Genomic DNA, 19,776 nt, shown 5'->3' with positions numbered 1-19,776 from the left:
GGAGGAACCTACTTTTGTTTGACAATAAAGAAACGTTCAAGAGTATCTTTACACGGAATCTGGTCAGCAAATTGGGCAAACCGATTGAAGAAGCAACAGAGGAAGACGTGTACCACGTACTGGGAAGCATGATTCGTGAATATGCAGGTCAGGATTGGGCAGCGTCGAATCAGGGGTTTAAGCAGCGCCAGGATAAACAGGTCTATTACTTCTCGCTGGAATTCCTGATTGGACGTCTGCTCGGCAACAATCTGCTGAATGTGAATGAATTGGAATTGGTCCGTGACAGTTTGGCTGAGCTGGGCTTCTCATTGGAAGAGGTGGAAGAACAGGAGGCGGATGCAGGACTGGGTAACGGAGGTCTGGGACGACTCGCTGCCTGTTTCCTGGATTCACTCGCATCACTCGGATATGCAGGACATGGCTGCGGTATACGGTACAAATATGGGTTGTTTGAACAAAAAATCATCAATGGCAATCAGGTGGAGTTACCTGACAACTGGCTGGATAAAGGCAACGAATGGGAAGTACGTCGTCCGGACAAAAAGGTGGAAGTGCAGTTCTGGGGTCGTGTAGAAGCTCACGAACAGGATGGACATTATCAGTTTGTTACAAAAGATGCCGAATCGGTTGTAGCCATTCCCTATGACGTGCCTGTCATCGGTTATGGTCAGACTCATGTAAATACATTGCGGCTATGGAGTGCCGAGCCGAAGCGCGAGACTTCACTCGACACCCCTTCGAACTATTACGGCTATCTGGATTACAGCCGTTCGGTCGAATCGATCTCGGAATTCCTGTATCCGGATGATTCCCAGTACGAAGGAAAGCTGCTGCGATTGAAGCAGCAATACTTCATGTGTTCGGCAGGCGTACAAAGTGCGTTGCGTACATTCAACAAGCTGGAGCTGCCGTATGATCGTTTGCCGGATAAAGTGGCTTTCCACATCAACGATACGCATCCAACTTTGGTTATTCCCGAACTGATGCGCATCCTGATTGATGTGAAGGGTTATGGCTGGGATGAAGCATGGGATATCACGACTAGAACCGTATCGTATACCAATCATACGACGCTTAGCGAGGCGCTTGAAAAATGGCCAGTAGCGATGATTAGCAAGCTGCTCCCACGGATCTATATGATTATTGAAGAGATCAACAAACGTTTCTGTGGCATGCTGCTGGATATGTATCCGGGAGATCAGGATCGCATTCAACATCTGGCGATTATTGCGAACGATCAGGTGCGGATGGCCCATCTGGCGATTGTAGGCAGTCATAGCGTGAATGGTGTCGCTGCATTGCATACCGAGATTTTGAAAGAGCGCGAGATGGCTCCGTTCTATGAACTGTATCCAGAGCGTTTCAATAATAAAACGAACGGCATTACCCATCGCCGCTGGTTGATGCATGCCAATCCGAAACTGTCGGATCTGATTACGGATACGATAGGGAACGAATGGATAACGGAGCCGGGCAAGCTGGACCAACTGGCAGGTTTTGCGGATAATACATCATTCCAGGAGCAGTTCCGTTCGATTAAGCGGGATAACAAAGAGCGTCTTGCTGCGTATATTCTGGATCATACCGGAACCGCAGTGAACCCGGACTCCATCTTTGATGTACAGGTGAAGAGGCTGCATGGGTACAAACGGCAACTGTTGAACATTCTGCATGTCATGAATTTGTATAACCGGCTTAAGCATGATACTTCGTTTGATATGGTGCCACGTACGTTTATATTTGGCGCGAAGGCAGCGCCGAGTTACTATTTTGCCAAGAAAATCATCAAGCTGATTAACACCGTGGCTGACACGGTGAATCGGGATGCGGCCGTGAATGACCGCTTGAAGGTATTTTTCCTTGAGAACTACTCCGTCTCACTTGCAGAGAAAATCATTCCGGCTGCGGATGTTAGTGAACAGATCTCAACCGCAGGCAAGGAAGCTTCAGGTACGGGCAACATGAAGTTTATGATGAACGGAGCCTTAACAATTGGCACGATGGATGGAGCCAACGTGGAGATGGCAGAGCAGGTTGGAGAAGAGAATATGTTCATCTATGGTCTGCGTGCAGACGAAGTGCTTGAGTATTATCGTTCCGGCAGCTACCGTCCGAATGAAATTGTGCAGCACGATGAACGGATTCGCGAGGTCGTGGAGCAATTGGTGCATCCAGGTGCATTCTGTTATCGAGATGGGGAGTTCTGGGATATCTATGACTCGCTGCTGGCTCATGGTGACGAATACTTTGTATTGCGTGATTTTGCTGCTTATGCAGACGCGCATGCTGCCATTGACAAGGCTTATCGGGATATTCCGGGCTGGACTCGGAAAGCAATATTGAACACGGCGCATTCCGGCATATTCTCCAGTGATCGTACGATTAGTGAGTATGCTACGGATATCTGGGGAATTCATCCGGTGTCCGGGAACTGGAAGGGTTAAGAATAGAGTGTTAGACAAACAGGTCCCCTTGTTCACAAGAGCCATCTCTGCTGGTTAATCAATAAGCGTAGAGAGCATCTCCTTGTAGAACAAGGGGATTTTGGCATACAGTCCAACTATGAGCGGAGGGAAGGGCCGGACTTTGAAGTGACGGATGTCTGGAAATCGACGCCTGAACAACTGGACATGAAGATCTATATCCCGTTAAAATAGACCTTACCGCTTCGCGGAATTCAAGGTCGGAGGACGGATGAATGAGCGAAAAGTCATGGCTTCACTCCAAATGGATGCTCACAATTGTTGCCTGCACGGCATTGCTGTACATACTGATTATGGGCATTTTACTGTTTGTCAGTGGACGAACGCCTGGCATGTATTATCAATATAATCTCGTTCCCTTCGGGACGATTCGGCCACTTCTTATGGAGACGGAGAGGTACAATACAGATACCTGGGTCAAGAATCTGTTTGGCAATATCGTCTTGTTCATTCCGCTGGGCATCTGGATTCCATGGTTGTTTTGGAGGTGCCGTTCGTTCCTGACCTTTACAGCAACAGTTGTTTTGCTTCTGCTGGGTGTTGAGGTCACACAATTGATTACACGTGTAGGTTCGTTTGATGTGGATGACATTATTCTGAACACGATCGGTGCTTGGATAGGTTACGCCGGATTTAAGTTAATCTTATGTTCACTAAGAAGGACTCGGAATTGAACCGCAGATCGCGGTCCATGACCGGGTCTTTTTTTACCTGAGATATCTTTTAAATGTTTACAAGGGAATCTTTTCGGATAAAACATATTAACGGCTTATTTATATCGTGAGCAGAGATTATATATATAAATTGAACTAAACATTTTACACGAAACGGAGAGGACAGAAATAACCTGAAGAAGCGAAAGCGTTCGCCTAAAAGCTTTCTGAAAGAAAGCTGCATCGGAAGCATATGCTATCCCCGGATTTTCCCCTTATAAGGGGAATTCATAAAATCTGGGGATAACAGCGATCGGAAGGTTGTTCTGTCATCGGAGTGTCCAGTGTAAATATTCTTTCGTTCAATTTATAGAGTGGACAAAGATGAGAGCGAGGTGGACGATATCGTTTGGTGGAAAGAGAGTGTCGTATACCAGATCTACCCGAGCAGCTTCAAGGATTCGGACGGGGATGGTCAGGGTGATTTGCAGGGTATCTATGAGAAGCTCGATTATTTGGAGAATTTGGGCGTGGATGTGATCTGGCTCTGTCCCATCTACGATTCACCAGGACATGATAACGGATATGATATCCGGGACTATTACGCCATTCTGCGCAAATACGGCACGATAGAGGATTTTGATCGGTTATTGGCAGAGGCACATAAGCGTGGTCTCAAGATCATGATGGACCTGGTGCTGAATCATACGTCGGATGAACATGTTTGGTTTGCTGAGTCTCGTTCATCGAAGATGAATCCGAAGCGGGATTATTATATTTGGCGTTCAGGCAAAAATGGGCAGGTGCCGAATAATTGGGAGTCCTATTTTGGAGGTTCGGTGTGGAAGCATGATCCCGAGACGAATGAATATTATTTGCATCTGTATTCGGAACAACAACCTGATCTCAACTGGAATAATGCACAGATGGCAGAAGAGATGTATGAGATGGTGCATTGGTGGCTGGAAAAAGGGGTAGACGGCTTTCGTTTCGATGCAGTAGCGCATATCGCCAAGGCAGAAGGTCTGCCCAGTGCCCATAATCCGGATAATTTGCCGGTGGTTCCAGCGTATCAGCTCTTTTCCAACCTGGAACAAGTGCACTCGATCCTGAAGAAACTGAATAATATGATATTGAAACCTTACGGACCCATGACGGTTGGCGAGACTTCCGGACTTGGGCCTGAGCAGGCGCTTGCTTATGTCGGGACGGATCGTGACGAGCTTAATATGGTATTCCAGTTTGAGCATATGTTCATTGATGCCAAATCTTCAGGAATTGGTAAATGGAACTATAAGGAATGGAAACTGACCGAACTTAAAGAAATCATGAGCCGGTGGCAAACGGTTTTGCATGGTAGAGGCTGGAACGCCAATTACATGGGCAACCATGATCAGCCACGCCCGGTTTCCCGGTTTGGAGATGACGGTAAGTATCGGGTGCGTTCTGCTCAGATGTTGGCAACCTGGATGCTTACACTTGAAGGAACACCTTATATCTATCAAGGGGAAGAGATCGGCATGACCAATGTCGCTTTCCCGGATATCGAGCAATACCGGGATATTGAGACGAAAAATTATTATAATCATTACATTGGTCAAGGTAAGTCGAAACATGAAGTCATGCAGGCGATCTGGCTGAAGAGTCGCGATAACGCCCGCACGCCGATGCAATGGGATGATACGGAACACGCTGGGTTTACCCAAGGTCAGCCTTGGATTCAGGTGAATGAAAATTATTCTGAGATTAATGTAGCTGATGCCGAAAGTGATCCGCAATCCATTTTGCATTATTATCGTAAGCTAATCGCCCTTCGCAAACAGCATAAAGTGCTTATCTATGGCGCGTATGAACTGCTACTGCCGGATGATCCGGAGATATATGCCTATACCCGAACGCTGGAAGATGAGCAGATGCTGGTCATTCTGAATTTCCGTGGGGATGAGCCTGAGATGCATTGGCCAGAAGGCTGGACTTCCGAGCATGCCAAGCTGATGATCAGCAATGTAAGCAGACGTTATTCTACGGATGAAGGTGCCATTCAGCTTCAGCCTTATGAAGCTAGGGTGTATCGTCAGCAGCGGTAAGACGGAGGAAAGCGTAATTTTGCGTTGGTGAAGAGCTATGATTTATAATAAATAGGATGATTGAATCAACTTTGAAATTGACTCGGTTTCAAAATAATTAAAGTATAGGTCAGGAGGAACCCAAGTTGTTGAATATTACGTTCCATGGTCACTCCAGTGTGCAGCTGGGCACAGAAGAAAAGTCTCTGATCATTGATCCTTTCCTGCGAGGCAACGAACTTGCTGTCACGAAGCCTGAAGATATCAAGACCGATGCTGTGTTGCTAACACATGCACATATGGATCATATTCTCGATGCTGAACCCATCGCCAAAGCGAATAATGCCAAAGTTGTGGCTATTGTGGAGCTTGCTACATATATGTCTTGGAAAGGTCTGGACACGCTCGGTATGAATATGGGCGGCACGGTAGATCTTGGCTTTGCTCAAGCCAAAATGATTCAGGCATTTCACACTTCCGGGATTGTGCTGGAAGAAGAACAACGGATCATGTATGCAGGTTTGCCTGCTGGATATATCATTACCATTGGTGGCAAAACGATTTTGCATGCCGGAGACACCAGTCTCTTCGGTGACATGAAAATGATCGGTGATCGTCATGATATCGATGTTGCCTTCCTGCCTATTGGTGGACATTTCACCATGGGACCTGAGGATGCGCTGCAAGCGGCCGAATGGTTTAATGCCAAGCTGACGATTCCGGTTCATTATGATACATTCCCAGTGATTCGTCAGGATGCAGAACGCTTCGTGCAGCAGCTGGCTGCAAAAGGTTTGGAAGGCCGCGTGCTGGCCCCGGGAGAATCGATTAGCCTGTAATGTACATTTAACCTCTGTTCAATAATAAATGGATTAATGGATAAAGACGAATAACACGTCATGATAACTGACGCGATATTCGTCTTTTTTCGGTTTTAGGTTCAATTTTCACAGGTAGTGTTGGTATAAATGACAAAAACATTGAAATACCATTGTTGAACTCCGTTACAGAATGATATAAAAAGTTACACGGAAACCAACCGGAAATCCGAATTGACCGCAAACAGGGGGAGCGTTCATGTCATTTGTAAAATCATTATTTTTTCAAATTATCGTAGCGGTAATCATCGGGATTGGCGTAGGCATCCTATGGCCGGATCTGGGCAGTATGCTGCAACCGCTGGGAACAGGCTTTATCAAATTAATCAAAATGATCATTGCACCACTGATATTCATGGTCATTGTGACAGGTATTGCCAAGATTGGTGATCTGAAGTCTGTAGGCCGCATTGGACTGAAAGCCATTGTGTGGTTCGAGATTGCAACTACAGTAGCACTGGTACTCGGATTGGGAACAGCCAATCTGCTTCGCCCAGGTGCGGGAATGAACGTGGACCCTTCAACCATAGACGCAAGTGGTATTGAAGCGAAAACCAATGGCTCCGAGTTGCCGCGCACGGTAGACTTTATCATGAATATTATTCCGACAAGTGTTGTGGACGCCTTTGCACAGAATGCCCTACTGCAAGTGTTGCTCGTGGCCTGTCTGTTCGGGGTTGCGCTGGCAGCAACGGAGAATAAGGCAAAAGAAAATGTACTGACGCTGATTGAAAACTTGCTTGGTATCGTGTTCCGCATCATCAGCTATATCATGAAACTCGCGCCCATTGGTGCCTTTGGAGCCATGGCCTATACGGTAGGTGCTTATGGGGCTTCCACATTGTCGTCCTTCGGACTGCTTATTCTGGCATGTTACGGCGCAGCGCTGCTGTTTCTCGTTATGTTGGCACTCGCTGCCTGGTGGATCACCGGGCTGAATTTCCTGCAATTTGTGAAATATACCCGTTCTGAAGTGATGCTGGCAATTGGAACCGGCTCATCAGAAGTGGTGATGCCACGCATGATGGACAAGCTAACCAAGGCGGGTTGTGATCGTGCTGTTGTGGGTCTTGTGGTGCCGACAGGGTACTCGTTTAATCTGGATGGTGCTTCGATCTATTTATCGCTGGCAACAGTTTTTGTGGCCCAGGCTGTAGGGATTGAACTAACATTTATGCAGCAAATCACGATTCTGCTAGTGTTGATGTTGAGTTCCAAAGGCATGGCAGGTGTACCTGGCTCCGCATTTCTGGCCCTGTCCGCCACGGCAGTAGCCGTCAATGCTTTTCCGGTAGCGGCGGTTGCTCTGCTGCTTGGTGCAGATCGCTTCATGGATACAATGCGTGTCTTCACGAACCTGATGGGGAACTGTATGGCAGCATTCGTGGTTGCGAAATGGGAAGGCCTGCTGGATCAGAAGCGTATGCGTGCCGTACTCTCAGGTGAGATCAGTGCAGCTGAACTGGAACGGGAAGAACAAGCTGCGCTAGCTTTATTAAAGCTAAATATGCAGGAAAAACAGGGTAAAACAGTCGTTTCACCTGAGATGTCGTAAGAAACATTTCCCCGCTGTCGTGACTTAGTCAAGTGACAGTAACTGTAACATTTAAAATCAACAGAATGATTGACTGACAACGGTCAATACAATTAACAAGTTAAACCAAATTGGACCGTCTGTTGCCCACATCCATCGTGGGAAGAACAGACGGTTTTTTGTTATACCAATACAGATATCATGGAGTTCACGAACGCAGGTTCCAAAAAAAATGTTACAGAGGAAAGATTTATGGGGAATGTGTAGAAGAGACGAAGAATATACATAATATAGTTTCAACTTGTATATACATGTTTACTTATGTAATATAGATATGAAGTTAGTTGAGAACATGGAATGAAGCATTACAATTTATTGGAGGCGTTAACATGAGTTCTAATCATACAACTCCGTCATCTTGGTGGAAGACATCAACGGTGTATCAGGTATATCCGAAGAGCTTCAATGACACTACCGGATCGGGCACTGGAGACATTCGCGGTTTAACCGAGAAGCTTGATTATTTGCAGCATCTGGGTATCGATATTGTGTGGTTGCAGCCGGTATATGTATCCCCGCAGCATGATAATGGGTATGACGTAGCGGACTATTATCGGATTAATCCGGATTATGGGACGATGGAGGATTTTGACGAACTGTTGAAAGGTCTGAAGGCTCGTGATATGAAACTGATGATTGATATCGTGGTGAATCACTCCTCGACAGATCATGAATGGTTCCAGCAATCCCGTTCATCCAAGGATAATCCGTATCGGGATTATTATATTTGGAAAGATCCTGCCCCGGATGGCGGTGTGCCGAACAACTGGCAATCGAAGTTCGGTGGACCTGCTTGGCAGTTCGATGAACAGACGGGACAATATTTCCTGACTTTATTTGATAAAACGCAGGCAGACCTGAATTGGGAGAATGAAGAAGTACGAAAAGCTGTGCGCGATATGATCAAGTTCTGGGCGGAAAAAGGTGTGGATGGTTTCCGTATGGACGTGATCAACCTGATCTCCAAAGATCAGCGTTTCCCTGATGATGATGGCAGCGTGTCACCTGGTGATGGACGCAAATACTACACAGATGGACCACGTGTGCATGAGTACATCACCGAGATGTACGATGAAGTATTCGGGCCTTACAACATGGTGACTGTAGGGGAGATGTCCTCCACAACACTGGAGCATTGTATCCAATATTCGAACCCTGCTTCCCGTGAGTTTTCAATGACGTTCAACTTCCACCACCTGAAAGTGGATTATCCGAATGGTCAGAAATGGGAACTGGTGCCGTATGATTTTGAAGCGATGAAGCAGCTCTTCAGTGAGTGGCAGACAGGTATGCAGGCTGGTGGAGGCTGGAACGCGCTGTTCCTTAACAACCATGATCAGCCGCGAGCACTGTCCCGATTCGCCGATGATGGTGACTATCGTGCCGAGAGTGCGAAGATGCTTGCAACAACGATACACGGAATGCAAGGTACGCCTTATGTCTACCAGGGTGAAGAGATCGGCATGCCGAATCCGGTCTGGAATGACGTTAGCGAATTCCGCGATATCGAATCCACGAACATGTACCGATTGCTTCAGGAAGAACGAGGCAAATCCGCTGAAGAAGCTTTCAACATTGTAAAAGAGCGTTCCCGAGACAACTCCCGGACACCGATGCAGTGGAATGGGAGTAAGAATGCCGGCTTCACTACGGGGACACCTTGGCTGAAAGTGGATGAGAGATACCCATCCATTCATGTGGAACAGCAGTTGGCTGATCCGGATTCGATATACTACCACTACCGCAAATTGATTGCCCTTCGTAAACAGGTTACCGTACTGACCGACGGTCTGTATGAACGCCTGGACGATGCACACCCAGACGTGTTTGCTTACGCACGGACCAATGGAAGCGAAACTCTGATTGTCGTATCAAACTTCAGTAAACGTGACGTCACATTCTCGCTTCCGGAAGCGGTCTGGAATGATCACATTGCAGGCAAATCAGCAGAGTTGCTCACCGGAAATACGAAGGCAGCGCCTGCGCTGACGGAGGAAATTTCCCTCAGTCCGTATGCATCCTATATGTGGCTTGTGCCACAACAGGACTAATCACATTTTATAAATAGGAAGTGACACTATGGCAATCGATAAAAAACAGGTTGAGGAGATCGTCCGAGCAGTTGGCGGTAAAGAGAATATTGAGGCTGCTACACACTGTGTTACACGACTCCGGTTTGCCTTATACGATGAGAGTAAAGTGGATACCGAAAGTCTGGATCAGAATGACCTGGTCAAAGGACAGTTCTCTTCTCAAGGACAATTCCAGGTCGTTATCGGGCCTGGTCTGGTGGATAAGGTCTATGATGAGATGATTCAGATTACCGGGGGAGATCGTTCTTCCAAGGATGATGTGAAGGCCGTTGCTGGTAAAAAGCAAAATCCAATCCAGCGAGCGATCAAAACACTCTCGGATATTTTCATTCCCATCTTGCCAGCGATCATCACGGCAGGTCTGTTGCTGGGTATTAACAATATTCTGACAGGTCCAGGCATTTTCTTTGACGGAAAATCACTGGTCGATGTCTATCCAGCATGGAAGGATCTTGCTTCCATTATTAATACGATCGCAAGTACAGCCTTTACGTTCCTGCCGGCACTAATCGGTTGGGCAGCTGTAAAAAGGTTCGGTGGCAGTCCTCTGCTCGGGATCGTGCTCGGTCTCATTCTGGTACATCCCGATCTGCTGAGTGCATATGGTTATGCTGATGCCGTAAATGAAGGTACAGTGCCAACATGGAATTTGTTTGGTTGCGAGATTGAGAAGATCGGTTATCAAGGGCAGGTTCTGCCGGTACTGGTATCGGCCTATCTGCTTGCGAAGATGGAGATTTTCCTCAATAAAAGGGTACATGATTCGATTAAACTGCTGGTCGTTGCACCAGTCACGTTGCTGATTACCGGATTCTTGGCCTTTACGATCATTGGTCCAGTGACATTCGCCATTGCGAATGCGATCACATCTGGCTTGATCTATGTTTATGATTCATACGCGGCTCTGGGTGGTCTGATCTACGGTGGTTTGTATGCTTTGCTGGTTATCACCGGTATGCATCACACCTTCCTCGCGGTAGATGTGCAGCTCATTGGTAGTCAGGGCGGTACATTCCTGTGGCCGATGCTGGCATTGTCCAATATCGCACAGGGTTCAGCGGCACTTGCCATGATGCTTGTCCTGCGTGAGAAGAAAATGAGAGGACTTGCAGCAACGTCCTCGGTGTCGGCCTTCCTCGGGGTAACCGAGCCGGCGATCTTCGGCGTGAATATCCGTTATCGTTATCCGTTTATCTTCGGTATGGTTGGTTCCGCTATTGGTGGTGTGCTGCTGACGATGAACAATGTTCAGGCAACCTCCATTGGTGTAGGTGGCGTACCGGGCTTCCTGTCTATTTTCCCTAACAAGTGGGGCGTCTTCTTCATCGGTATGGCGATTGTTCTGGTTGTACCATTTGTACTGACCGTCCTTTTTGGCAGAGCCAAACTGAGAAAAGAAGATCGTAGTGAAAGCAATGGTACGGGTACGGAGTCCAAAGCGGTTACATCACAATCTGCTTCAGGAGTAGTAAGTACTTCTACTACAAATTCAGACTTGAACCAGCGCACACGTAGTGATGCTCAAGTAGGGAATGAAGCCGTGAATACACTGGAAATCATGGCACCTTTAACAGGGCGGGCCGTATCACTGGAGCAAGTGCCTGATCCGGCTTTTGCCGAAAAACAAATGGGTGAGGGTGTAGCGATTGAGCCTTCCGGCAACGTGGTTGTTGCCCCGTTTGATGCTCAGGTAGCTCATGTGATCAAAAGCAAACATGCGGTAATTCTAGAACATGCGAGTGGTTTACAGGTACTGATCCATGTGGGGATCAATACGGTATCACTCAAGGGTGAAGGGTTTCATATGCATGTCGAAGCTGGCGAGCATGTAAAAGCTGGACAAAAGCTGTTGGAATTCGATCGTAAGGTAATTGAAGATGCGGGATACCCGTTGATTACACCGATTATTATTCCAGATGGCCAAGATATGGTTGAACGGGTGGAAGTCACAACAGGTGATGTTACATCCAATCAAAATGGTGTGTTGAAGGTTCATCTGAAAGGTTAATTGAATATCACAACATGACGGGGGCTGCGTGATGCGCAGCTCCTTTTTTGTTGTAAGATCGTTATTTTCATGACGATCATGGTAAACTGTATATAAAATGGAAGAATCACATTTTTGAAATAATGGTGGATAGAAGGTATCGTCTACAAAGCATGCTACAGGCATGTTCGAGTAGTGGCGTTCATATGGTGGAGAAAGAGATCCTCGGACATGTCAGAAAACTCTGAAGGAATCAGATTTTGAGACACGCACTAGTCAATCGATGAGGAGGAGAGCCATGACACGTGTTGCGGTGATGGTCATTCATGGGCTGGGTATGCGAAAGGAAGGGTATGCGGACAAGCTGATTACTTGTTTGCATAAGGAATTGGATCAGGTGATGGTCTTGCCTGGAGCCGCCAAAATGATGCTGGATATCGAACCTGTATATTGGGCGGATGTATTTGAGGAGCGGGAAGAGAAGCTCTTTCAACAGCTCGTCAGCTCTCCGGGATTGAACTATCAGTCATTGCGCCGATTTGTCATCCATTATCTGGCTGACGCGGTTGCTTATCAACCGGTGGAGAATCAAGGCCATAACTATGATGCCGTACATCGAACGTTGAATCAGGCGCTGCATATCCTTGCACAGCGTAACGGACCGGAAGCCCCGCTCTGTGTGGTTGCTCATAGTTTGGGTGCTGTAATCGCAAGTAACTTCTTCTACGATCTGCAATATCCGTCCAGTCGTATTCCTGAGATTGTGGATGTGAACTCGGCATTGGAGCGGGGGGACACCCTGACCAATTTTTACTCGTTTGGTACGACACTGCCCTTGTGGAGTCTACGCTATCATGACTTTAGCTGCCCGATTCAGGTGCCCTCTTCCCATGTGAATCAATATTTTGCCGGCTTGGAAGGCGAATGGGTGAACTTCTATGATCGGGACGATATTCTGGGTTATCCGCTGCGTCCCATTGATCCGGCTTATGAGAAAGCGGTGAAAGAAGACATTGAAGTGAACTCTGGCGGCTTGGCCTTGAGCTGGAATCCGTTAAGTCATGGAGGTTATTTCTCCAATGCAAGCATGAATCGAAGAATCGCGCAGGGGCTGGCTCGAACCTGGACCTGGGTAAATCGACTGTAATATATGTACTATAAGTATAATTAGGAGGAAACAAATATGGAATGCAGGACAGGCTGCGCCGCATGTTGTATCGCGATCTCCATATCATCACCGATACCGGGCATGGCTCATGGCAAGCCGGCAGGTGTACGCTGCGTGCAGCTTACGGATGATAATCGTTGCGGAATTTTTGGCCAAAAAGATCGTCCTGTGGTATGCAGTGGATTGCAGGCCGAGGAAGAGATGTGTGGGAGCACTGATCAGGAAGCATTTGATATTCTAACCTGGTTGGAGCAAGAAACTGCACCAAAGGTAATATGAGTAGGTTGTTTTAATTAAATAGGATAATTATACTTAATATGGAAGAAGGTCGATCAGAGAGAGGAGACGCGAATACAATGGGGCTTGTTAAACGTTTTGTATTGGTAGTTGTGAATATGATCGGAGAGTTATGGATGGGGTTTTACCGACGTAACTCGGACTATTATGACCATCAGACTTCGGAGCCCAAGAGCAAGATTGGGTATTATGCATTTATTACTGGGGCAGCGGTAGTTACGGTGGGTATTGTGGGCTGGATGTACAACCGAATCTATTCATAAGTAATCATTGGCTTAAAGTTGAATGAGGCCAAGTGCTGAAGATGGGTCTGTACAAGTAAAAGAGAGTATCTGCAGGATGTGATATCAAGTGGATACTCTCTTTGTCATGGAATGGGCGAAATAAGATCATTGAAGTGAGGGCTCTGCTTTCTTTTCTTTCAACATATGTACGAGAATCATCTTCAATATGGAAGAGACGATGAAGAAAATAAACAGAATGCGAAACAATTGATACCCGGACACAACCGAAAGGTCAGCATTGACTTCATGTGCCATGATACTCATCTGATCCATTCCGCCAGGGGCCATACTGAGTAGGGAGGTAGCCGCCGAAAGGGAGAATACATTCATTAATAGATAACTCAAACCAAGCGCACCTGCAATGAGCAGTACACTGCTTATCACCGCTAGGGTCACCGTCTGCGTTTTACGTTGCAACTGTTCCGGCTTGAGCATCAATCCAACGTGACTACCAATCATCAATTGCGATACGTTTAACAGAGAGGTTGGCAGATTGGACGTGTCCATCGTTGTGCTTAATTGAATGATACACATAACAATCATGGGACCCAACATAAAGGCCGTCGGAAACCGGAGTTTGCGTGCAACCCACGCACCCGCTACACAGAGCGGAGCATAGAGGAGAATCTCGGGGAAAAGGGCACCCCATGTCGCTACGTCAATGAACGGCTGATCCGACCCAGTACCTGCTGTACCTCCAATCCATAGACTGAACAGCAAGAACGGAACACAGAAGACAATCATGATCAGCCGAGTCACCTGTAAAAAGGTAACCAGCGTCAGATTGATGGCTTTCATCTCTTCTGCAAGGGAAATCATCTGGGATAGTCCTCCGGGAATGCTGCCAACCAGCAACGAAGGAAAGTCAAAGTCAGTCACTTTCGATGCGATGTAGGCCGTAAGCACACACAATCCGATTAACAGCAAGGTCATCAGCAGCATCATGGGAAGTTGTTGCAGGATGCCTTGCAGTGCCTCTTCTGTTAAGGTGAGCCCGATTGAGTATCCAACAATAAGAATGCCATAATCCCGAATGGAGGCAGGCCACATGAGCGGCCATTTGGCGACTTGGGAACCAAGCAACATGAATATCATCGGACCGAGCAACCAAGGAATGGGCATATGAATGGCTGTGAACAGCAATCCGCCAAGAACTGAGACAATCAGACTAAGAAAAAACCGAAAGACAACGTGGGAACCGAGCTTGCGCATCAGTTCCATCCGTTTAGCCTACCGGTTGAATGAGGTGGTATGAGATTCAGGTATGCATTCAGGTTCAATGAAAGATTCAAGTTCATGTATGATCACTCCTGATGATGAGATACAATGCGTTATCCACGGAACAACCGGACTACTTCTGTCCAGCTCATGATTCTTGTGCGAGAGCGGTAGCGGAAGGTTTGGGTTCTTTGAACATGACAAAGTACATCATCGATGAAATAACGTATAGACAGCCTGTAATGCTGAATGTGATCGCGTAACCCCAGTACGTTCCGTATGTAGTGACCAGATAGGATTGAACAGGTCCCATGGTAGCCCAACCAATCATGAACGAGGTCTGCATCAGTGAATTGGCAATGCCGCGGCGTTTGTCCGAGATCCGATCCACCAGTATCGCTGAATGAATGGGATTGGCTGCGTTCATCAATGCTTGTCTGAATAAGAAACTGAGCGAAGCGATGAACAACAGATTGGTGAAGCCTGTTAATAGAAGGAAGGGCAGCGACATGACCTGGAAAATGACAACGGCTCTTACGCTTCCGACCTTTGCCGCCAGGGTAGGACCAATCAGCATGGATACAATCGTCATAATCTGACCAAGTGCAATCAGTAAGCTCATGCCGCTCAGAGAAACCGAGAACCGATTGGTGAAATACAGATTCAGATACGGTACAACCAGTCCGGAACCTAATCCAATTAATAACTGGGTTACTACAAACTGACCAATCAGTCGGGAATCCTTTTTCTTCGTGATTAAATCATTCGTGCTTGGCGTATTCGTTGAATTCTCCTTTGGATCCGCTTCGGGTTGAAGAACGGGTTGCGCCGGAGTTGTGGTCTGCGGAGCAGCCTTGCCTTCGGTTACAAATAACAGTGGAATAAACGCAGCAAGCGTTGCTGCACCACCGACAAATAAAACGGTCTGTAATCCGGTCACTTTGGCGAGTCCTGCCGTATGTAGCAAATCTGCGAAAACGCCGCCCCCCAGGCTGCCAAGAACCTGGGAAGCCAGCACAAGGGATGAATAATAACTGAACATCTTCAGCCGCTGGCTTTTCTTGACGTTTTCCGCCAGATAAGGAATGGCTAGTACCTGGAATACACCAGCGAAAAGGCCAGAGAACACCGCGAACCAGATCAGTCCGGTAGCAGAATAATCGAAGGAGCGTCCGATCAGAAAGATACCGCTGAATAACGCTCCGGTAATGAGAAGCCGCTTGCGGCTGAACAGATCACCGCATAGACCAATAGGAACAAACATAATGGCTGTTGCGAGTGATTGAATACTTACAATCTGGCCGTTCATTGTATCATTATAGCCCAGACCCTGAATGTACAGATTGTACAAGACAGAGAACATGCCATTTCCGATCTGATACAGAATGCTTGCCAGGAAAAACAGTTGAATATTGCGGGACCAGCCGCGAATTTCAGCATGAATCTGTCGTAAAACTCTCAAGTGGTTCCCCCCAGTCTGACTGTGCAGTGATTCCAGTTTAACAGGAAAGGGGACTTTGCGGAAGAATTGACCACTGTTTATTTTGGTTCAGGGACATCCATTACACGAGCGATGATGAATCCATCGTAACCTTTGCTACCGACCGTTTGCAGGGCTGTAGCTTCAAGCCGGGGGTGATTACCTATTAATTGAAGGAATGATCGAACGCCTTGAACTCTGGAGTCTGTACTGTCTGCGCAAATCACTTCACCGTCCCTGACGATATTATCACCAATAATCAGACTCCCCGGACGAGTCAGTCGAAGGGCCCATCTCAGATAATCGGGATTACTGGGTTTGTCAGCATCGATAAAGATCATATCAAACGGCTCCCTGTATTCTTCCTGAACATCGGGAAGGGTGGTCAGTGCAGGACCAACTCTAAGGTCAACCTTATGCAGAAGTCCTGCACGTGCAAGATTGGCTCGTGCCAAGTCTGCATGGTGTGGTTCGGATTCCAGTGAGACGATGTGTCCATGTTCAGGTAGGGCTCTTGCCATCCAGATGGTACTGTATCCACCCAATGTGCCGATTTCAAGCACTCGGGTTGCTCCTTGGATTTGGAGCAGAAGTTGAAGTAACTTCCCTTGATTCGGTGTTACGTCATGAGCGGGCAATCTGGCTTCGGCATTGGCTTGCAGTGTAAGTTCCAGCAGGGCATCCGAAGGGATTAGTAGATCGTTCATGTAGTCGTCGACTTGAGTCCAGGTATGCTGTAGGCCGGTTGTATTTATACTTTTCATCTTCACATGTTCCTTTCCTTGTATGTTGTATTGATTTCATAATTCAACTATAGATGGAATGAACATATAAATAAAATATATATTATGTATGTTAATATAACTTTAGATTATACATACGTGGAAGAGGTGTAGCGCATGAATCTGCATGGATTACGATTATTTCATGCCATCGTGAGATATGGCGGGGTCACTCGTGCCGCAGAAGAACTTAATATTAGTCAACCGGCGGTATCTTCCCAGGTGAAGAAGTTTGAGCGTGAACTGGGAATCCAGCTTTTTGCTTCAGAGGGGAGAAGGTTGGTTCTCACGGATGCCGGGATGCAGTTAACAGGTTATGCCGAGCGTCTGTTCATGCTGGAGCAGGATGTCGAGAATTTTGTGCAGGATTTTCGGGAGGGCAAGAAAGGACTCATACGTCTTACGGCAACCTACTTACCTTCGAATTTTCTGCTGCCAGCCTGGATTGCGCGGTTCAAGCAAATGCATGAGGATGTGGAGCTGGTTGTGAGCACAACGAACACCCAGATGGCTTTTGACCAATTGCTTCGCTACGAGGCAGAGATTGCAGTATATGGTGGAAGTGGAATCACACATGGGGGTGTCCAATGGGACGAATTGTTTGAGGATGAGATGTGGTTTGTTGTCCATCCCGACCATCCTTATGCAGGCAAAGAAATCGAGCTGCATGAGATGGTGGCAGAACCGTTCATTATGCGTGAAGAAGGCAGTGCCACGCGTGAGCGACTGGTTTCCCTTTGCACAACAAATAACCTGGTCGCCCCCCGCATTGCGCTTCAGTTCAACGGGCTGAACGAAACGATCAGTGCAGTGAAGGCAGGTTATGGAGCCAACTTTATATCTTCTTTGGTTGTGAAGGAAGATGTGCAGCAAGGCAGGCTGGCCCGTGTGTACGTTCGAGGTGTACAGCTGAGAAATACGGTTGCCTTATGTACACGAGCCGGGGAAGTATTGTCGCCTGCTGCACAGCATCTCGTCAAGCTTATCCGCCAAGAGGCGTCTTTGATGAAATAAAAAATTGCGATTGTACTTAAAAATGAATAGATTGCTTTTTTGGCTATTAGCCTTCGCTTTGTTGTGATGTTCCCCATGCATGTAATCGGGCGTACAGGGTTACACCGCCTATCATCAGCGCAGGAATCCAGACTGCGATCATGGGCACACGGTGGAACAGCAATGCGGCTACAATGACCCCGACCAGATAGATAACAACAGCACCTGCACGAAGGTAGGAGTCTGTAGACAGGGCTTTGGCCAGTGTTCGGATATTGACATGTCGCAGCTTTCTAAGAATGCTTACGGTATCTTCTACCACGGCGGCCAGATTATTGGTAAGTACGGTTGTTGAGATACCAGCAATTCCAATGCGGCGCGCCGCAGTCGTTTGCATACCCATTGCAATGGCTAGTATGACAATCAACAGATAGGACAGTTGTTCTGAGTATGGACTAATCATGGCGATCGCGAACAGCAGGAGCAATATGCTCTCAACAGTGAATACGGATGTAACCCGAGAAGACCAGCCATTTTTGGTATGCACATGCCCGATCATGTGTGCGGCAATGGCATTGCCAGCAATAAAGCCGATGAGAGCTAGGAGCGAACGCAGCACGACAAATTCCTTAGCACGGGCAATGGCAATACCGAGTAGTACAATATTCCCCGTCATATTGGCTGTTAGCACGTGTCCCAGACCCAAATATCCAATCAGATCGACCATCCCCGCAGTCATACATAGAAGGAGCATCGAGTACTTTTGGGGGGTGTTTTGATTCATCATATCCGTCCTTTCAAAAAAAACGTAACCCCTCCAGTATACAGCCATATCGTATGATTCTTCAAAATGAAATTCATGGCTTAGGACTACGGCGCCGCAAGCCAGTCAAACATATTATTCACTGCTGACTCATGTATTCTCTGGTGAAAATGATGATCCTGCCCGCCATAGGCGTGAAACGTAACGTTAGCGCCCCGGCGCTTCAGCCAGTGGTACATCCGGGTGCCATGACTGTAATTCACCTGCGTATCCGATGTGCCGTGCATGATCAGCACGGGGCAAGATAGTTTGTTTGCATTCGACAAAGGGGAACGGGCAAGATATGCTTCCGGAACCGTACGGGGGGAACCACCGAGCACCCTTTTCAATGTACGTCTCAGGTCGGTTCGTTCATGATACGTGCGTTCCACATCGGCGACACCGCTCCATAGGACTAACTTATGTACTTTGTCTGGCCCCTCATTATAGGCAGATGCTGTATGTACCGCATTAATGGCTCCACGGGAGAATCCCATCAGCGATATCCGAGTCGGGTCGGCAAAAGGCAAACGTTGCACCAATCGGTAAGCGGCATGCACGTCTTCTGCATCTCTTCCGCCATATTCGTCATGCCCCTCACCGCCTTCGTTGCCACGATAGGATGGAGCAAACACGATATAACCTTTCTGCACAAATTGCTCAAGCCAAACGGTATTCACCCCGCCATAGCTGCCAAGTCCGCCGCGACAATAGATCAGCACCGGCCACTGTTCCAGTGTGTTACCCGTAGCGTGCATTCTTACAGCAGGGTAGTGGCTGGCGAGTGGTTGTAGATGTAGAGACTTTTCATTGGAAACGAAGTCCGGTAAGGTAGAGGAGCCAGAGAAGGGATGAGAAGTTCCGTATGCTGTGAGAGCAGATAACGAACAGCCGTGTGGCAGAAATAAATAGGCCTTGACCCGAAGCATGTCGGACGAGTACGTCACTTGATAGAGCAGGGAAATCGACCTCTTTCATCGGTAATGGCGAGCCAA

16 protein-coding genes and 1 pseudogene are annotated in these 19,776 nt (G+C 47.4%); 12 read left to right on the top strand and 5 right to left on the bottom strand.

The features are described from left to right. Window positions 1-14: 14 nt before the first annotated feature. The 11 genes and pseudogenes from AC4G47_RS18130 to AC4G47_RS18080 all read left to right on the top strand — a co-directional run bounded on the left by AC4G47_RS18130 (window position 15) and on the right by AC4G47_RS18080 (window position 13,485). Window positions 15-2,447 (top strand): glycogen/starch/alpha-glucan phosphorylase, encoded by a 2,433-nt coding sequence (locus AC4G47_RS18130; RefSeq protein ID WP_491102099.1) that lies wholly within the window; start codon window positions 15-17, stop codon window positions 2,445-2,447. Window positions 2,448-2,558: 111 nt separating this feature from the next. After that, window positions 2,559-2,660, top strand: a pseudogene (locus AC4G47_RS18125) (AraC family transcriptional regulator); the annotation flags it as partial. Window positions 2,661-2,701: 41 nt separating this feature from the next. After that, window positions 2,702-3,160, top strand: a complete 459-nt coding sequence (locus AC4G47_RS18120) for a VanZ family protein (RefSeq protein WP_491102098.1) — start codon at window positions 2,702-2,704, stop codon at window positions 3,158-3,160. A 374-nt stretch (window positions 3,161-3,534) separates the two neighbouring features. Then, window positions 3,535-5,226, top strand: a complete 1,692-nt coding sequence (locus AC4G47_RS18115) for a glycoside hydrolase family 13 protein (protein ID WP_491102097.1) — start codon at window positions 3,535-3,537, stop codon at window positions 5,224-5,226. A 125-nt stretch (window positions 5,227-5,351) separates the two neighbouring features. Beyond that, complete coding sequence (locus tag AC4G47_RS18110; protein ID WP_491102096.1) at window positions 5,352-6,044, top strand: metal-dependent hydrolase; 693 nt, start codon at window positions 5,352-5,354, stop codon at window positions 6,042-6,044. Between the two features lie 238 nt (window positions 6,045-6,282). After that, entirely contained in the window at window positions 6,283-7,638 is a 1,356-nt protein-coding gene (gene dctA, locus AC4G47_RS18105) for a C4-dicarboxylate transporter DctA (RefSeq protein ID WP_491102095.1), read from the top strand. A 368-nt stretch (window positions 7,639-8,006) separates the two neighbouring features. Continuing rightward, window positions 8,007-9,728, top strand: coding sequence for an alpha,alpha-phosphotrehalase (gene treC / locus AC4G47_RS18100; RefSeq protein WP_491102094.1), 1,722 nt, complete (start codon window positions 8,007-8,009; stop codon window positions 9,726-9,728). Window positions 9,729-9,756: 28 nt separating this feature from the next. Next, the gene (treP, locus tag AC4G47_RS18095; protein WP_491102093.1) at window positions 9,757-11,778 is read left to right on the top strand and encodes a PTS system trehalose-specific EIIBC component; all 2,022 of its coding nucleotides are present in this window, start codon (window positions 9,757-9,759) and stop codon (window positions 11,776-11,778) included. Between the two features lie 277 nt (window positions 11,779-12,055). Continuing rightward, window positions 12,056-12,904 (top strand): chemotaxis protein, encoded by an 849-nt coding sequence (locus AC4G47_RS18090; RefSeq protein ID WP_491102092.1) that lies wholly within the window; start codon window positions 12,056-12,058, stop codon window positions 12,902-12,904. A 36-nt stretch (window positions 12,905-12,940) separates the two neighbouring features. Next, window positions 12,941-13,204 (top strand): YkgJ family cysteine cluster protein, encoded by a 264-nt coding sequence (locus tag AC4G47_RS18085; RefSeq protein ID WP_491102091.1) that lies wholly within the window; start codon window positions 12,941-12,943, stop codon window positions 13,202-13,204. 77 nt (window positions 13,205-13,281) lie between these two features. Beyond that, window positions 13,282-13,485, top strand: a complete 204-nt coding sequence (locus tag AC4G47_RS18080; RefSeq protein ID WP_491102090.1) for a hypothetical protein — start codon at window positions 13,282-13,284, stop codon at window positions 13,483-13,485. Between the two features lie 126 nt (window positions 13,486-13,611). On the opposite strand, the gene AC4G47_RS18075 is transcribed toward AC4G47_RS18080, so the two are convergent. The 3 genes from AC4G47_RS18075 to AC4G47_RS18065 all read right to left on the bottom strand — a co-directional run bounded on the left by AC4G47_RS18075 (window position 13,612) and on the right by AC4G47_RS18065 (window position 16,968). After that, window positions 13,612-14,727, bottom strand: coding sequence for an AbrB family transcriptional regulator (locus tag AC4G47_RS18075; protein ID WP_491102089.1), 1,116 nt, complete (start codon window positions 14,725-14,727; stop codon window positions 13,612-13,614). 145 nt (window positions 14,728-14,872) lie between these two features. Continuing rightward, window positions 14,873-16,186 carry an MFS transporter gene (locus AC4G47_RS18070; protein WP_491102088.1) on the bottom strand — a complete coding sequence of 438 codons (1,314 nt, stop codon included), beginning with the start codon at window positions 16,184-16,186 and terminating at the stop codon, window positions 14,873-14,875. 77 nt (window positions 16,187-16,263) lie between these two features. Then, window positions 16,264-16,968, bottom strand: coding sequence for an O-methyltransferase (locus AC4G47_RS18065; RefSeq protein ID WP_491102087.1), 705 nt, complete (start codon window positions 16,966-16,968; stop codon window positions 16,264-16,266). A gap of 135 nt (window positions 16,969-17,103) precedes the next feature. On the opposite strand from AC4G47_RS18065, the gene AC4G47_RS18060 reads away from it, so the two are divergent. After that, window positions 17,104-18,000, top strand: a complete 897-nt coding sequence (locus AC4G47_RS18060) for a LysR family transcriptional regulator (protein ID WP_491102086.1) — start codon at window positions 17,104-17,106, stop codon at window positions 17,998-18,000. A 46-nt stretch (window positions 18,001-18,046) separates the two neighbouring features. Here AC4G47_RS18060 and AC4G47_RS18055 read toward each other — a convergent pair whose 3' ends face one another. Both AC4G47_RS18055 and AC4G47_RS18050 read right to left on the bottom strand, forming a co-directional pair. Next, window positions 18,047-18,763, bottom strand: coding sequence for a YoaK family protein (locus tag AC4G47_RS18055; RefSeq protein ID WP_491102085.1), 717 nt, complete (start codon window positions 18,761-18,763; stop codon window positions 18,047-18,049). 86 nt (window positions 18,764-18,849) lie between these two features. Next, on the bottom strand, window positions 18,850-19,710 hold the full coding sequence (locus tag AC4G47_RS18050) for an alpha/beta hydrolase family protein (RefSeq protein ID WP_491102084.1): 861 nt from the start codon (window positions 19,708-19,710) through the stop codon (window positions 18,850-18,852). Between the last annotated feature and the right edge of the window lie 66 nt (window positions 19,711-19,776).

This window comes from Paenibacillus sp. Negev47, assembly GCF_058313655.1.
Note: the sequence above shows the minus strand (reverse complement) of the source record. Positions and strands in the feature narration are given on the sequence as shown.

Excerpts from the sequence above, each read along its gene's own strand:
- AC4G47_RS18120 (WP_491102098.1), top strand. The coding sequence starts at position 2,702 with ATGAGCGAAAAGTCATGGCTTCACTCCAAATGGATGCTCACAATTGTT.
- dctA (WP_491102095.1), top strand. The coding sequence starts at position 6,283 with ATGTCATTTGTAAAATCATTATTTTTTCAAATTATCGTAGCGGTAATC.
- treC (WP_491102094.1), top strand. The coding sequence starts at position 8,007 with ATGAGTTCTAATCATACAACTCCGTCATCTTGGTGGAAGACATCAACG.
- treP (WP_491102093.1), top strand. The coding sequence starts at position 9,757 with ATGGCAATCGATAAAAAACAGGTTGAGGAGATCGTCCGAGCAGTTGGC.
- AC4G47_RS18090 (WP_491102092.1), top strand. The coding sequence starts at position 12,056 with ATGACACGTGTTGCGGTGATGGTCATTCATGGGCTGGGTATGCGAAAG.
- AC4G47_RS18085 (WP_491102091.1), top strand. The coding sequence starts at position 12,941 with ATGGAATGCAGGACAGGCTGCGCCGCATGTTGTATCGCGATCTCCATA.
- AC4G47_RS18080 (WP_491102090.1), top strand. The coding sequence starts at position 13,282 with ATGGGGCTTGTTAAACGTTTTGTATTGGTAGTTGTGAATATGATCGGA.
- AC4G47_RS18075 (WP_491102089.1), bottom strand. The coding sequence starts at position 14,727 with ATGGAACTGATGCGCAAGCTCGGTTCCCACGTTGTCTTTCGGTTTTTT.
- AC4G47_RS18065 (WP_491102087.1), bottom strand. The coding sequence starts at position 16,968 with ATGAAAAGTATAAATACAACCGGCCTACAGCATACCTGGACTCAAGTC.
- AC4G47_RS18060 (WP_491102086.1), top strand. The coding sequence starts at position 17,104 with ATGAATCTGCATGGATTACGATTATTTCATGCCATCGTGAGATATGGC.
- AC4G47_RS18055 (WP_491102085.1), bottom strand. The coding sequence starts at position 18,763 with ATGAATCAAAACACCCCCCAAAAGTACTCGATGCTCCTTCTATGTATG.
- AC4G47_RS18050 (WP_491102084.1), bottom strand. The coding sequence starts at position 19,710 with ATGCTTCGGGTCAAGGCCTATTTATTTCTGCCACACGGCTGTTCGTTA.